The following is a 12,533-nucleotide window of genomic DNA, read 5'->3' on the forward strand; positions in this document are numbered from 1 at the left end:
CCGGCATTGTCGTGGATCACCGTCGCGCTGTGATGCTTGCGCCCCTCGCGACTGAGCTCCCAGGCAGTGATGCGCAGCCGGTCGCCGGGTGTCACCGGCCGCTCGATCCGGCCCGCCAGACGCGCCAGCAGCGCCAAGGGCCGTGGCTCGCACAGCCCGAAATAGCTGGGACAATCGAGCGCCGCCCACAGGAACCTGCGGTCGACATGGCCATGCTCGTCGGCAAATTCCTCGGGCGGCACCCATTCCGCCACCGCCACATCGCGATGCGGGCTTTCGCCCGGGTAGATGCACAGGCCGTCATCCGGCCCGCGCGCCGTACCGCAGACGAAGCAGCCGGGAATCGGGTGGCCCGACGGGCCGGGGAAGCTCATCGCCGCCGCTTCCAGCTCCTCCTCGTTCGGCGGCTCGGGCAGGTCGAAATCGAACGGCTCGTCGAACGGGCGGCCGCGGGCGTAATTGCGCTCCGCGTCGAACAGCATGACTTCGGCATCGTCACGGCGGCGGTGCAGCGGCACATCGAGCGGCGGCGGCGCCAGCAGGGTGACTTCGGCCGGGCCGGCAATCCATTCGGCAACCAGTCCGACAACATAGCCGCCGTTGCCCGAAGCCGGAGGCCCGCGGAAACGGTGCGCGATATGCACTTCGTCCGTCTGGCTGGTCATGGCGCGGAGCCTAGGCCGCGCTCATGAGGAGGGCAATGCGGGCACAAGAAGAGGCCGGCGACATGCGCCGGCCTCTCTATTGCGATCGGTTGGGGTGTTCACCCCTTGCCGGCCATCTGCTTGCGATATTCGGCGACGGGCATTCCGCCCCATCCCCAATTTTCCAGCTCGACCTCCTCGAACACCACCCAGGTCCACTCGGGCGGCTTGCCGAGCACGTCGTACAGAACCTGGCTGATGCCCTTGTAGATCGCCGCCTTCTCCTCGGCCGTGACATGGTCGACGCCGGGCTTGGTGCCCTCGCGGGTCACCTGAACGGTTACCATCGGCATGGCGCTTCTCCTTCCTTGCACTGAGCCTTAATGGCCGGCGATCTGGCCGCCATCGACGTGCAGGATTTCGCCGGTCACGAAATTGGCGCCGTCGAGATAGAGCACGGCATCGACCACGTCGGAAACCTCGCCGATGTGACCGACGGGGTGCAGGGCCGCCAGGAACTCATGAGTCTCCGGAGCATGCATCGGCGTCTCGATGATGCCGGGCGATACCGCATTCACGCGAATGCCGCGCGACGCATATTCGATCGCCAGGCTCTTGGTCGCGGCGGCAATGCCACCCTTGGTCATCGACGCGAGCACTGACGGCACCTTGGAGTTCGGATGATCGACCAGCGTCGTGGTGATGTTGACGACATGACCGAAACCCTGCTCTTCCATCGCTTCCACTGCAGCTTGCGTGATGTGGAAGAAGCCGTCGAGGTTGGTCGCGACCACATCGCCATATTGTTCGGCCGTATAGCCGGTGAACGGGCTGGCGATGAAAATGCCGGCATTGTTGACCAGCGTATCGATGCGGCCGAATGCCTTCAGCGCTTCCTCGATCACACGCGGGCCGATCGCCGGATCGCCGATGTCGCCGGGGACGACGAGGACGTCAGGATTGCCATTGTCCTTGATCGAGCGCGACGTGGCGACGACCCGAAAGCCCTTGGCCAGGAAGGCATCGACCAGGCCGGCCCCGATACCCTGTGATGCGCCGGTGATGACGGCGACTTTGCGTGAATCACTCATTTTTTCTGTCCTTGATGTTCGTTGATCCGACGCGGATTGCGTCGTTGGCAGCCAGATAGGCTCCACCGATTTCTGAGAGAATATTCGACTCGCGGCAGTCACTCTTCCGATTTCCGCAATAATTGCTAAGATGAGGAATGGACCGGATCGAAGCGATGAAAGTGTTCGTCGCCACGCTGGACGAGGGCAGCCTGGCGGGTGCGGGGCGGCTGCTGAAGCGATCGCCGGCGGCGGTCAGCCGGGCGATTGCCTTCCTCGAAGCCCATGTCGGGGTCGAACTGCTCCACCGCACAACCCGCTCGATCCGGCTGAGCGAGGCGGGCGAGCGCTATGCGGTTGCTTGTCGCCGCATCCTGACCGAGCTTGAGGAGGCGGAAATTGCCGCGGTCGGCGAAAAGTCGGCCCCGCGCGGCGTGCTGACGCTGACCGCACCCCCGATCAGCGGCGAGGACATCTTGCGGCCGATCCTCGACGAGTTTCTGGACGCATATCCGATGGTGACGGCCCGGCTGCTCCTGCTCGACCGCACGGTCAGCCTGGTCGATGAAGGCGTCGACATCGCCATGCGCGTAGCGCAGCTGCCGGATTCGGCGCTGATCGCTACCCGCATCGGCACCGATATCAGGCGCGTGGTCGTCGGGTCGCCGGACTATCTGGCAAGCCATCCCATGATCGACCAACCGGCCGATCTTGCGCGCCACCAGATCATCGCTTTCGCAAATTTCGGGCTCGACAGCTGGAGCTTCGCGCCGGGGACGGGATCAACGATTCCACGGACCGTGTCTTTCACGCCGCGGATGATGGTGACATCGGTGAGGGCGGCGCTCGCCTCGGCAATCGAAGGCCGCGGCCTAACGCGCCTTTATTCCTACCATGTCGCGGAAGCGGTGAAGGCGGGGCAACTCAAAGTCGTGCTGGCCGACGCCGAGTTTCCTGCGCTGCCGATTCACCTACTAACGCCGCAAGGGCGCGCGTCGGTGCCGAAAGTGCGGGCCTTCCTCGATTTCGCGGCACCGCGACTGAGAGAAGTGTTCAGTCGGCTGGCCGCGGATGCTCGCGCACTGGGCTGAGCCAAATGATCATCATTTCGGACCATGTCCCGCATGGTCCTGAAAATGATGTTGGTCGGGGAGAGAGGATTCGAACCTCCGGCCCCTGCCTCCCGAAGACAGTGCTCTACCAGGCTGAGCTACTCCCCGACCGGGCTCCCGGACGCATGCGTCCGGTGCAGGGCGAGCGGCCTCCTAGCGGGCGAGTTTGAAACGCGCAAGGGCGGCGGGTCAGTGGCCGAGCGTTTTTAGCCAATCCTCGTGGCGGACCATCTTTTCGCGCGGGGACCCGGGCCGCGCCGCGGCCACTTCCGCCGCCTCGATCGTGCGCCAATCGGTAAAGCTGGTGGCCTTGATCCTGCGATCCTCCGGCAGTTTGACCAGCGCCGCTGCGCCCGCCTTGCCGCCGTCGCTGCCCGGCGGCATCGCTACGGCAATCAATTCGGCCACTTCATAGCCGTCGGGCCGGTTGGTGCCGATTGTGCCGGTCGGCCCGCGCCGCGCCCAGCCGACCGCGTATAGGCCGTCGGCAATCTTGCCCTGCTCATTGGCGAACTTGCCGCCGCGCTCATCGTAAGCGACGCCGTCGATCCGCGGCGTCTGGTAGCCGATCGAGGTGACGATCAGGCTGGCCGGGACCTCATAGGTCTCGCCGGTTCCGACCGCCGCCCCGCTGCCATCGAGGATGGTCCGCTCGACGATCAGCCGCTCGGCCCTGCCGTCGCCCTCGATCCTGAGCGGCTTGGCGAAAAAGTCGAATATGATCCGCTTGGGCTTGGCCGCGTCGGCGCCGGCGGCGGCGAAATCGCGCAGAATCGTGATGGACTTGCGATGACCCGGCTCCAGCGCCTCGTCGGCCTCGACCGGCGGGAAGTCGGCGCCCTCGACCACCGGCGTCGCCACTTCCAGATGGCCGAGCTCGCCCAATTCCTTGGGAGTCATCGAAATCTGATGCGGGCCGCGCCGGCCCAGGATGGTGACCGTCTGGATAGCCGAGCGATCGAGCGCATCGAGCGCATGGCCGACGATGTCCGACCCTTCGAATTCATGATGGTTCTTCGACAGAACCCGCGCGCAATCGAGCGCGACATTGCCGTTGCCGATGACGGCCGCGTGCGTTCCATCGAGCGGCGGATTCAAGTCGGCGAAATCGGGATGGCCATTATACCAGCCGACAAACTCGGCCGATCCGACCACGCCGGGCAAGTCCTCGCCCGGGATACCGAGCTTGCGGTCGTGCGGCGCGCCGATCGCCAGGACCACCGCGTCATACATGCCCCGTAGCTCGTCGACCGAGACATCCTTGCCCACCGCGACATTGCCGATGAACTCGACCGTGCCGCCCTCGGCGACCTGGTCATAGCGTTTGGACACGGCCTTCAGCGACTGGTGGTCGGGGGCGACGCCGAAGCGGATCAGGCCGTAGGGCACCGGATAGCGGTCGATGATGTCGATCTGGGCCTGTTCGCCATAGGCCTTGGCCAGCGCCTCGGCGGTGTAAAAGCCAGCCGGCCCGGAACCCACGATCGCGAAATGCCGCATGCAATTCTCTCCGCTCAGCCGTCATTGCGAGCGTAGCGAAGCAATCCAGCGGCGCAACTGGATTGCCGCGTCGCCTTTGGCTCCTCGCAATGACGGTTTAGCGCTTGTCCTCCAGTAGCAAGTCGCTGCCCTTCAGCTTCATCATTTGCTCGATGGGCGCGGCGAACAGCGCCAGCATCCCGGGCAGCTGGATGTGGCAATGGACCTTGGTCTCTTCGACGTCGATCCGCGCTTCGACCGCCTGGCCCATGGCATGGACGGTGAGATTGAGCCGCTCGCCGGCCCAATGGGCGTCGATGTGGCTCGCACCGCCCGGAATCTGGTCCTTGAGCTTGTGGATGTTGGTGGCGATGCGGCGGTGCGCCTCGTCGCGGCCAAGCTTGTGCGGAATATCGACGTCGATCGGCTTTTGCATTGCGATGAGATGCGGCGGACAGCGTTGCTTTTCAATCGCCGCAGCGTTCTTATGGGCAATGGCTCGCTGGCTGATCGCGATGTGGATGCTGTTCGCCGCCCCCGCCTATGCCCAGGTTCCGCAATGGAACCCGGCTGCTCCTTATGTCACCGCCGGCCAGGATGAGCCGGGCTATCGCGCCTGGGTCGGCGCCGTGTCGTGGCGGCCGGTCTATGTGAAGGCATTCAACGATTATCTGACCACCTATGGCGTCGGCGGGGTCGTGCCGACCTGGCAGCTGCTGCGCACCGCCACCGACTGGCAGAAATGCGGTGCCGAGCCCTATGAAATCCCGCCGACCAGCGCCTGGCCCAACATCGTCGCCGCGCTGCGCTACGTCGGCACCTATGTCACCCCGCAGATCGGACCGGTCGAGGCGGTGTCGGTCTATCGCAACGAGCGGCTGAACGCCTGCGCCGGCGGGGCGCAGGAAAGCGCCCACAAATTACTGGGCGCGGTCGACATGGTGCCGCTTCGGCCGATCACCCGTGAGGCGCTGATGACCCGCCTGTGCCAGATACACCTGGCCAGCGGCGAGCGGTTCTGGGTCGGGCTCGGCCTCTACAAGGGCATTCGCTTCCACATCGACGCCAAGAAGTTCCGCGAATGGGGCATGGAAGGCGCCCAGGGGCATTTCGGCTGCACCGCAGTCCTGGCCGAAGGACCGATGCCCTACACGCTCGCGCCGCCCGATTTCGCCGGGGCGCCGGTTAGTTCCGATCCGCTGGCCCCGCACAACTAGGGCTTGTGTTGACCAGCTAATACACCACATGGTCCCAAAATTGAGGGCAAACCATGGATTTTGAGAAACTGACCGATCGCGCGCGTGGCTTCCTCCAGGCGGCCCAGACCATCGCGGTCAGGGAGCATCACCAGCGGATCACGCCGGCGCACTACGCCAAGGCGCTGCTGGACGACGAGCAGGGCATGGCGGTCGGCCTGATCAACGCCGCCGGCGGCGAAGGCGCTATGGCGCGGCGCGAAATCGACGCGCTGGTCGCCAAGCAGCCGGCGGTAACCGGCAGCGGCGCGACCTCCGCGCCCGGCGTCGACGGCGACCTCATCCGCCTGCTCGACCAAGCGCAGGAGATCGCCACCAAGGCCAACGACAGCTATGTCACGGTCGAGCGCATCCTGCTCGCCATGGCGCTGGCCAAGAATAGCGACATTGGCGCCGCCCTCGCCAAGGCTGGCCTCACGCCGCAGAACCTCAACGCCGCGATCGACAAGCTGCGCGGTGGCCGCACCGCCGACACGCAGGCGTCCGAGGACCGCTACGATGCGCTCAAAAAATATTCGCGCGACCTCACCGAGGCGGCGCGCGAGGGCAAGCTCGATCCGGTGATCGGCCGCGACGAGGAGATTCGCCGCACCATCCAGGTGCTCGCCCGCCGGACCAAGAACAACCCCGTCCTGATCGGCGAGCCGGGCGTCGGCAAGACCGCCATTGCCGAGGGCCTCGCGCTCAGGATCGCCAATGGCGACGTGCCCGATGGCCTCAAGGACCGCCGCCTGCTGTCGCTCGACATGGGGTCACTTATTGCAGGGGCGAAGTATCGCGGCGAGTTCGAGGAGCGCCTCAAGGGCGTGCTCGACGAGGTCAAGCAGGCCGCCGGCGAGATCATCCTCTTTATCGACGAGATGCACACCCTCGTCGGTGCCGGGAAGAGTGAAGGCGCGATGGACGCGTCCAACCTGATCAAACCCTCGCTGGCCCGCGGCGAGTTGCACTGCATTGGCGCGACCACGCTCGATGAGTATCGCAAGCATGTCGAGAAGGATGCGGCGCTGGAACGGCGCTTCCAGCCGGTATTCGTCGGCGAACCGACCGTGCCCGACACCATCTCGATCCTGCGCGGCCTTAAAGAGAAATATGAGCTCCACCACGGCGTCAGGATCACCGACGCCGCGCTGGTCGCGGCGGCGACGCTCAGCAATCGCTATATCACCGACCGTTTCCTGCCCGACAAGGCGATCGACCTGATGGACGAGGCGTCGTCGCGCCTCAGGATGGAGGTCGAATCGAAGCCCGAGGAGATCGAGAATCTCGACCGGCGGATTATCCAGCTCAAGATCGAGCGCGAGGCGCTCAAGAAGGAAAGTGACGCTGCCTCGAAGGACCGGCTGAAGGTCCTCGAACAGGAGCTCGCCAACCTCGAGCAGCATTCTGCCGAACTCACCACCCGCTGGCAGGCGGAGAAGGAAAAGATTGCCGGCGAGGCCAAGATCAAGGAGCAGCTCGACGCTGCCCGGATCGAGCTGGAGCAGGCCCAGCGCGGCGGCGACCTCGCCAAGGCCGGCGAGCTGCAATATGGCCGGATCCCCGAATTCGAGAAGAAGCTTGGCGAAGCCTCCCAGGCCTCGAAGGGCGCGATGCTCCGCGAGGAAGTCACCGACCAGGACATTGCCGCTGTGGTCAGCCGCTGGACCGGCATTCCGGTCGAACGGATGATGGAGGGCGAACGCGAGAAATTGCTCGCCATGGAGGAAGCGATCGGCGCCCGAGTCATTGGCCAGCAGGAGGCGGTCAAGGCGGTCTCAGCGGCGGTCCGCCGCGCCCGCGCCGGCCTGCAGGACCCCAATCGGCCGTTGGGCTCCTTCCTGTTCCTCGGCCCGACCGGCGTCGGCAAGACCGAGCTGACCAAGGCGCTGGCCGAATTCCTGTTCGACGATGCTTCGGCGATGGTCCGGATCGACATGAGCGAGTTCATGGAGAAGCATGCCGTCGCCCGGCTGATCGGCGCTCCCCCTGGCTATGTCGGCTATGAGGAAGGCGGCGTCCTGACCGAGGCCGTCCGCCGCCGCCCCTATCAGGTCGTGCTGTTCGACGAGGTCGAGAAAGCTCATGGCGATGTCTTCAACATCCTGCTGCAGGTGCTCGACGACGGCCGCCTGACCGACGGCCAGGGCCGCACGGTCGACTTCACCAACACCATCATCATCCTCACCTCGAACCTCGGCTCGCAATATCTCGCCTCACTCGGCGAGGACGAGAACCCGACCAATGTCGAGGCGCAAGTGATGGAGGTGGTCCGCGGCCATTTCCGGCCCGAGTTCCTCAACCGGCTCGACGAGATCATCCTGTTCCACCGCCTGTCGGCCAGCCACATGGGGCCGATCGTCGACATCCAGGTCCAGCGGCTGCAGAAGCTGCTCGACGACCGCAAGATCCACCTCGACCTGACCGCCGCTGCTCGCGCCTGGCTCGGCCGCGTCGGCTATGATCCCGTCTATGGCGCCCGGCCGTTAAAGCGCGCGGTGCAGAAATATCTGCAGGACCCGCTGGCCGACGAAATCCTTGCCGGCCGCGTCCGGGACGGATCAACCGTCAGAGTCGATGAGGGCGACGGGGAGTTGAAGCTCGGGCCGCTCGACGCCGTGCAGGAAGCCGCGAAATAGGCTGAGCTCAGCCGCGCAACGGCCTGTCCGGCCGCTGCGCCTCTGAAATGGCGAACATTTGCAGGATCATCGCCTGCTCGGCCTCGCTCAAATGCGGGTTCCAGCAATCGAGGATCAACACCGCGCGATCGACGCCGCTGTCGTTCCACGCTTCATGTTCGATCGTATCGTCGAACACGAACGCCTCGCCCTCCCGCCATTCGCGCACCTCGCCGCCGACCCGCAAGCCGCAGCCCGGCGGCACGTTAAGGCCAAGATGCACGATTGAGCGGATGTTGGTCACGCCGGTATGCGGCGGGATGCGCTTTCCGGCCTTGAGGATCGAGAAGAACACCGCCGGCGCCCGGCCGGGAATGCGCGCGATCGGCAATGACTCAACCAGTTCGGCCGTGCGCGGGGCCTTGGCGCAAACCTCTTCGATCTTGCAGCCGTCACGCCACAGGTGGAGCGCGCTCCAGTTGGGCGATTTGTCGAGCTCGCTCCACAGATTGTCCGGCGTTCCCGACGGCATGTCGATGTAGGGCGACAGGCCCGGGTCGGGGCTGGCCAATATCGCCTCCAGCTCCTGCCGGATGAAGGTCGTGGCGGCTTCAAGCTTGGCGAGCCAGGGAAAATGGCCGCGATCGAAATATTCGTCCGCCGGCAGGAACGGGTAATGAAAGCCGTGGCACTGGTTGGTGTAGACCTTCTGGCCACTGGTCATCATTCTCGCCGCGCGCCCGGCCCGCCGGCGGTCGCGTTCCGTCGCTTGTTCGAACGAGGTGGCCAAGCCCTGGTTCAGTGCATCGGTCAGGGCCTGCCGCCGACCTTCGACAAATTGTCGCGCGTGCGTCAGCACATCGCGTAGCTCCTGCGTGTGGCTCGGGATATTGGCGCCAATGCCGAGGACCATCGCCCAATGGTCGGATGCCGCGCCCGGCTCGCCCCGCCGTTCGTGCAATTCGGCCAGCCGGATCCGCGCCATCAGGTGCAGCTGATCGATCGCCAGCGCCCCTTCGAGCGCAGCCCGCTCCGCCTCATCATTGCCGGCGACGCGATGCGCCTTGGCCAGGTTCATCCACAGGGTCGGCTCGCCAGGTGCTCCCTGGGTGGCGGCGGACAAATGTTCGATCGCTTCATTGACCTTGCCCGCGTCGAGCGCGTCCAGCCCGAGGTCGTTGAGGTCGAGCGGATCGGCCTTGGTCAGGGCTTGTCCGCCCAATAACGGAGCAGGTTCGACTGGACGAGCTGCAGCCGCGAGAAATTCTGCTGCTCCATCTTCAGCCCCTCCAGCGCCGCTACCTCGTTGAGGTCGAACAGCAGGTTGCGGCGGAAGGGGTCCTTGACCTGGCTCTGGATGAAGGTGATCGCTACCAGCCGCTCGCCGCTGATGACCTTCTCCACCTCATGGAAAGTATCGGAGGGGTAGACGATTGCTTCGCCCGGCTTGAGCTTGAAGCGCAGCTCTCCGTCCTGGAGCCGGATGCGCAGCGCGCCGCCCTCATAGCTGCCCGGATCGTTGAGGAAGATGGTGCAGCTTAGGTCGCTGCGGATTGCATTGTTGGGGCCGAGGTGGATGAAGGCCGCGTCGGCATGAGCGCCATAATATTGGCCTGGCTGATATTTGGTCAGCAGCGGCGGCGCGATCCGCGCCGGAAAGGCGAATTCGCGGAACTCCTCGCTCCTCGCGAAGGCCTGCAGCATGAGCTGCGCGCTGGCCTGGCCGGCCGCGGGATCGTGCAGCTGCTGGTTGTTCTTGGTCTTGTTGTGCGGGTTGGTCGCACGCCCGTCGACGAACTGCGTATTGGCCGCAATCCGCCTGCATTCCTCCACTTCGGCAGGACTCAGCAACGGCAGGATGCGATACATTCAAGGCTCCCTTGCGACCCGCACGGCATGATCGGGCCGGCGCATGTCAGTCGATGCGCCGGAGCCGTCAGAATTTCAACACTGATGCCTTAGTTGCCGGTCGGCGAGGTCCGGTTGATCTGGGCCTTCTCCAGCGCTTCCCGATCTTCACGCTTGCGAATTTCCCATTCGGCGGCGGTCATGCAGACGCGCTTGGTCGCCACGCGAGAGCTGACGTCACCCTGCCGCTCGCAGATGATCCGGTTGGGGTCTTTCTGAGTTGGCTTCTTTTCGTCGGCGGCCGACGCGGCAGTGGTAACGGCAACGGCAGCCAATATTCCGAATAGTAGACGCATCACGAACCTCGCTTGTGAATGTCGACGGAATGACACTCAGCCACGGGCCGGGAGTCAATGGCTATTCGACGGATGGCGAATGCAGCAGCGCTATCGCGGCGGGGCGACGTCGAAGGCGACGGTCAGCCGCTCGCCATCTTCGAACGGCACCGTCCCGTGCCACATGTTCGACGGAAACAGCACCAGCCGGCCAACCATCGGCTCGACCGTGCGCCATGGCGGCAAGTCAATTCCCAGCCGTTCGTCGGGAGCCCCGAGCGTTAGCCAACCGCTATCCTCGGCCTCGCCGGCCGACCTTGGAGGAAGCGCAACATAGAGCGCCGAACTGATCCAGCCCTGGGGGTGGACATGGTTGCTGTGCCGGCCTCCCGAGCCCAGCCGGACCGACCAGCTGCCGGAGAAGCGGATCCTGCGGTCGCGCGACTGCCGCAATGTTGGATGCCCGGGATCGGGCGGCGGCAGCTGGGCAATATGCTGCCCGACCGCCGTGACGATCGCCCGGCGAAGATGGCGGATGACGGGATCGATGCGGCTGAACAGCGGACCGTCGGTTTGCGTTCCGCCCCGCACCGATTGATCGAGATATTCGGCCTGCGCCTGGTGCAGGCCGCGCAAGGTCGACGCTAGCGTATCGACCGGCGGCAACAGGCCGCCGATGTCCGTGACGCTGACCAGGCCTGCTTGGCCTTCGAGCCATTCCCAGCGAGGATCGCCGGTCAGGCGCCAGGCCGTGCTGGCATAGGACCATAGTTCGCCGGACTGGTCGCGCCGGAGCTCGCGGTCGATGAACTCGGCCGCGGCCTTCGGCTCTCCTATGCGAAGCAGATGGCGAATACGCCACCGGCCCAGCGCGGCATCGACTTGCGCCGGTGCCGGGCCGAACAGCACGGCGGGATAGGCTGCGTCGTCAAATTGCGCCGCGTGGATGCCGCGATAGATTTGGAACTCCGCCGATCTCACTCCGTCCGCATTGGCCCGCTCGACAATTTCGTCGAGCGTCTCATAGGCACCGCGGCGCAGCTGGACGTTGAGCAGCGTTTCCCACAGCGGCGCGGAACCGGGCACCTGCGCGATGGCGCGCTCCAGCGAAGCCGTTGCTTCGTCGCGCCGGCCAACCGTCGCCAGGAACTGGGCGAGCTGTTCATGGCCTTCCAGCCACATCGGCGAGCCGTCCAGTCCCTTTTGCAATTCGGCGACCGCCTGCTCGCCTTCGCCGGCCGCCGCCATCGCGGCCGCGAGCCCGACCAGGATCTGGCCATTTTGGGGGCCCAGCGCGCGCGCCTGACGATAATATTCCCGGGCATCGATCCCGGCTTCCATCGCTACCCGCGCCCGGCCGTGGGCGATGTTGGCGTTGGCCGGATCGAGGCGGACCGCCTCGGCGAAGCTGGCCAGCGCCTTTTCATGCTCGTCGAGCGAGCGCTCGAGCAGGGCCTTCCACTGCCACAGCCGCGCCGTCGGTTCCTGCTCCAACGCCCGTTCGAGCAGCGGCAATGCCCGCTCCTCTTCGCCCCGGCCCATCGCTTCCTTGGCCAGCCGGTTAAGCGCATCGGGATCGAATGGGCTGGTCGACACGGCGGCAAGTGCGGCTTCGAAACTCACAGCCCTTCGGCGCCCCCTTCGGTGGCGATCACCTGGCGCACGGCCTCGCGCTCTGCGGCGCTCAGCGCCGGGTTCCACACGTCGAAAATGAACACCACGCGCAGCTGGTCGGACGGATTGGCGGCTTCATGTTCGATCGTGTCGTCGAACAGGAACGCCTGGCCGCGCTGCCAATGGCGGGTTTCCGCGCCGACCCGGAACCAGCAGCCTTCGGGAACCACCAGCGGCAGGTGGCAGACGAGGCGGCAATTATTGACCCCGACATGCGCCGGGATGCTGGTGTGCGGCGCCAGCAGCGAGAACATCGCATTGGGCCCGGCACCGGGAATGTCGGGCTGGGGCAGGCGCGCGAGCAGTGCCATCGTCGCCGGGCAGTGGCGGGCATTGGCCTCGACCCGCTCGCCGTTCCGGATCAGGTGGATCGCGGTCCAGTCGCGGCTCTGGTTAAGCTCGCGCCACTGCGCCATCGCCTGGTGCTGTTCATATTGGATGTAGGGCACCAGCTCGGCCCGCTCGGCCGACATGACCGCCTCAAGCTCCGCCGCAATGCTGTCGGTCGCCGCCTCGAC

General features: G+C 65.5%; 13 protein-coding genes and 1 tRNA gene. 3 read left to right on the forward strand and 11 right to left on the reverse strand.

Going from position 1 to position 12,533, the window contains the following annotated elements; translation table 11 throughout:
* The 3 genes from Q0C64_RS10145 to Q0C64_RS10155 all read right to left on the reverse strand — a co-directional run.
* A partial coding sequence (locus Q0C64_RS10145; protein WP_294123402.1) for a hypothetical protein occupies positions 1-665 on the reverse strand: 665 nt, incomplete at its 3' end.
* A gap of 98 nt (positions 666-763) precedes the next feature.
* Positions 764-997 (reverse strand): 4-oxalocrotonate tautomerase family protein, encoded by a 234-nt coding sequence (locus Q0C64_RS10150; RefSeq protein ID WP_294123405.1) that lies wholly within the window; start codon positions 995-997, stop codon positions 764-766.
* A 27-nt stretch (positions 998-1,024) separates the two neighbouring features.
* A complete protein-coding gene (locus Q0C64_RS10155) occupies positions 1,025-1,735 on the reverse strand; it encodes an SDR family NAD(P)-dependent oxidoreductase (protein WP_294123408.1) in 711 nt (236 codons plus the stop codon).
* A gap of 137 nt (positions 1,736-1,872) precedes the next feature.
* Here Q0C64_RS10155 and Q0C64_RS10160 point away from each other — a divergent pair, with 137 nt between their 5' ends.
* Positions 1,873-2,805 carry a LysR family transcriptional regulator gene (locus Q0C64_RS10160; protein WP_294123410.1) on the forward strand — a complete coding sequence of 311 codons (933 nt, stop codon included), beginning with the start codon at positions 1,873-1,875 and terminating at the stop codon, positions 2,803-2,805.
* Positions 2,806-2,857: 52 nt separating this feature from the next.
* Here Q0C64_RS10160 and Q0C64_RS10165 read toward each other — a convergent pair.
* The 3 genes from Q0C64_RS10165 to Q0C64_RS10175 all read right to left on the reverse strand — a co-directional run bounded on the left by Q0C64_RS10165 (position 2,858) and on the right by Q0C64_RS10175 (position 4,741).
* A tRNA-Pro gene (locus Q0C64_RS10165) sits at positions 2,858-2,934 on the reverse strand.
* Positions 2,935-3,015: 81 nt separating this feature from the next.
* Complete coding sequence (locus tag Q0C64_RS10170) at positions 3,016-4,326, reverse strand: FAD-dependent oxidoreductase (protein ID WP_294123411.1); 1,311 nt, start codon at positions 4,324-4,326, stop codon at positions 3,016-3,018.
* Between the two features lie 97 nt (positions 4,327-4,423).
* Complete coding sequence (locus tag Q0C64_RS10175) at positions 4,424-4,741, reverse strand: polyhydroxyalkanoic acid system family protein (RefSeq protein ID WP_294123412.1); 318 nt, start codon at positions 4,739-4,741, stop codon at positions 4,424-4,426.
* Between the two features lie 58 nt (positions 4,742-4,799).
* Here Q0C64_RS10175 and Q0C64_RS10180 point away from each other — a divergent pair, with 58 nt between their 5' ends.
* Positions 4,800-5,522 (forward strand): D-Ala-D-Ala carboxypeptidase family metallohydrolase, encoded by a 723-nt coding sequence (locus Q0C64_RS10180; RefSeq protein WP_294123414.1) that lies wholly within the window; start codon positions 4,800-4,802, stop codon positions 5,520-5,522.
* Positions 5,523-5,575: 53 nt separating this feature from the next.
* On the forward strand, positions 5,576-8,179 hold the full coding sequence (clpB, locus tag Q0C64_RS10185; protein WP_294123417.1) for an ATP-dependent chaperone ClpB: 2,604 nt from the start codon (positions 5,576-5,578) through the stop codon (positions 8,177-8,179).
* Between the two features lie 7 nt (positions 8,180-8,186).
* Here clpB and Q0C64_RS10190 read toward each other — a convergent pair whose 3' ends face one another.
* The 5 genes from Q0C64_RS10190 to Q0C64_RS10210 all read right to left on the reverse strand — a co-directional run.
* On the reverse strand, positions 8,187-9,380 hold the full coding sequence (locus Q0C64_RS10190; protein WP_294123418.1) for an aspartyl/asparaginyl beta-hydroxylase domain-containing protein: 1,194 nt from the start codon (positions 9,378-9,380) through the stop codon (positions 8,187-8,189).
* Complete coding sequence (locus tag Q0C64_RS10195; RefSeq protein WP_294123421.1) at positions 9,362-10,027, reverse strand: Fe2+-dependent dioxygenase; 666 nt, start codon at positions 10,025-10,027, stop codon at positions 9,362-9,364. The genes Q0C64_RS10190 and Q0C64_RS10195 overlap by 19 nt, the downstream gene beginning before the upstream one ends.
* 89 nt (positions 10,028-10,116) lie before the next feature.
* Positions 10,117-10,362: a hypothetical protein gene (locus Q0C64_RS10200; protein WP_294123423.1), complete on the reverse strand. Its 246-nt coding sequence runs from the start codon at positions 10,360-10,362 to the stop codon at positions 10,117-10,119.
* Positions 10,363-10,452: 90 nt separating this feature from the next.
* The gene (locus Q0C64_RS10205) at positions 10,453-11,964 is read right to left on the reverse strand and encodes a putative 2OG-Fe(II) oxygenase (protein WP_294123425.1); all 1,512 of its coding nucleotides are present in this window, start codon (positions 11,962-11,964) and stop codon (positions 10,453-10,455) included.
* On the reverse strand, positions 11,961-12,533 hold a 573-nt coding region (locus tag Q0C64_RS10210), incomplete at its 5' end, for an aspartyl/asparaginyl beta-hydroxylase domain-containing protein (protein WP_294123427.1). The genes Q0C64_RS10210 and Q0C64_RS10205, both read right to left, overlap by 4 nt.

Source organism: Sphingomonas sp., from assembly GCF_023266535.1.
Lineage (GTDB): Bacteria > Pseudomonadota > Alphaproteobacteria > Sphingomonadales > Sphingomonadaceae > Sphingomicrobium.